Consider the following 1804-nt stretch of genomic DNA (forward strand, 5'->3'; position numbering starts at 1 on the left):
ACCCGGTCGCGATGGAAGGCGCTCTCAAGCTCAAGGAAATCTCGTACATCCACGCCGAAGCTTATCCTGCTGGCGAGCTAAAACACGGCCCACTGGCCCTGGTGGATGACGACATGCCGGTGGTCACCGTGGCACCGAACAACGAACTGCTGGAAAAACTCAAATCCAACCTGCAGGAAGTACGTGCTCGTGGCGGCCAGTTAGTGGTGTTCGCTGATGAAAAAGCCGGCATGACCAACGGCGAAGGCACCCACGTCATCAACATGCCGCACATCAATGACACCTTGTCGCCGATCCTCTACACCATCCCGTTGCAACTGCTGTCGTACTACGTCGCCGTGCTCAAAGGCACCGACGTCGACCAGCCGCGTAACCTGGCCAAATCGGTCACGGTGGAGTAACACGCGACACCCTGGAGGCCCGCCGGGTCTCCAGGCCCGGCTCGACGAAAGGATTCGAACCCGATGCACACACCCTCTTCCCTGATCGGCGAACGTTTGCACAATCGCCGCTTTTCAGTCGCCAACAACACCCAGGGCCTCTCCGGCACAGGCACGGTATTTCATTACCAGGTCGACGGCGTAGCCATCTCGGGCACCTATCAGGGTGGCCGGATTCGCAGCGGTCAGCAGATTGGGCGTGTGACAGGCCCAGATACTATCCAATTGCTTTATCAGTGCCTGACCACAGAAGGGGAGTTATTGGCCGGCTGGTCGCGTGGCACTGTCGGTGTTGATGACGCCGGGCTTACTACTCTTGCCTTTGTATGGGGTTGGTTGTCGGGCGCGGTGGGCGGGGGAGAGTCCTACTATCTGGAGCTCCCAATTCACGATAGCGAGCGAGTTTTCTAAGGCACAAACTCCACCCGCAACCCCCGACCCGCACTGCGCCCCTGATCATCCGTCACCCGCAACCGATATTCCCCCGACTTGCCCGGCCGCCAGTTCAACGTGGCCTGCGGCGGGCCCTGACCAATCAAGGTTTGGTCTGCAAACCAATACAACGTTGTCGCATCGCTGGCCGCATTGGCGTTCAGCGGGATGCTTTCCTGCGGTTGAGACAGGCGCAACTGGTAGCTCACCTGGGTCAGTGGCGAGCGTATTTGGGGTGCTTCGCTCCCGTCGCTGATGCGGTTGGGCTGGCAGTTTTTCATCACGTTGGGCGGCGTGCGACGTGGCAAGCCTGCGGCGCGGTACAGGCGTTGCACGTCGCTGGGCCAGAACTCGAAGACTTCCTCACGGGTGTATTGCGCCTCGAACGGCGGGCAGGCGGCCTTGCCGGTGCGGGTGTCGATCAGCACCGGGCGGTGCAGGTTGGACACGCGAATCGGCGACACACCGGGGATGTACCAGGTCTTGCGGGTTTGCGGGCACCAGCGGTTGGGCAACTCGCCAGACGCGGCGCACACGTCGATACGCACCAGCCCGGCGGGCGGTTTGTCGGCCTTGATCACAACGTTCGGCAAGGCCAGCGGCAGGGCGTCGGCAATGCGAAAGAACAGCGGCGCAGCGGTCTTGGCGCCGATAAACGCCGGGTTTGGCCGCCCATCGAAGTTGCCCACCCACACCACCAATACGTACGGGCCCACCAGCCCCGCACTCCAGGCATCGTGAAAACCCCAGGAGGTGCCGGTCTTCCACGCCGCGCGCCAGTGCCGGCCGGGCAAACCATCCGGGCGCGGGTTGCGGCGCAGCATGTCGCGCACCATAAAGGCTGCTTGCGGCGTTAGCAGTGGCGGGCCAGTGGATTGTTGCTGCTCTTGCAAATAGCGCAGTGGTCGCAGATGCCCGTCACCCGCCAGCAT

General features: G+C 62.3%; 3 protein-coding genes. 2 read left to right on the forward strand and 1 reads right to left on the reverse strand.

Annotated elements, in window-relative coordinates:
* Together H8F21_RS29040 and H8F21_RS29045 are read left to right on the forward strand one after the other, a co-directional pair.
* Positions 1-401, forward strand: a 401-nt coding sequence (locus H8F21_RS29040) for an SIS domain-containing protein (protein ID WP_203585822.1), incomplete at its 5' end; no start/stop codon positions are given.
* Positions 402-464: 63 nt separating this feature from the next.
* Positions 465-851, forward strand: a complete 387-nt coding sequence (locus H8F21_RS29045; RefSeq protein ID WP_159960478.1) for a hypothetical protein — start codon at positions 465-467, stop codon at positions 849-851.
* On the opposite strand, the gene H8F21_RS29050 is transcribed toward H8F21_RS29045, so the two are convergent.
* A partial coding sequence (locus H8F21_RS29050; protein ID WP_459565141.1) for a penicillin-binding protein 1C occupies positions 848-1804 on the reverse strand: 957 nt, incomplete at its 5' end. The two genes, H8F21_RS29045 and H8F21_RS29050, sit on opposite strands and share 4 nt — an antisense overlap.

It is taken from the genome of Pseudomonas arcuscaelestis (genome assembly GCF_016881005.1).
GTDB lineage: Bacteria > Pseudomonadota > Gammaproteobacteria > Pseudomonadales > Pseudomonadaceae > Aquipseudomonas > Aquipseudomonas arcuscaelestis.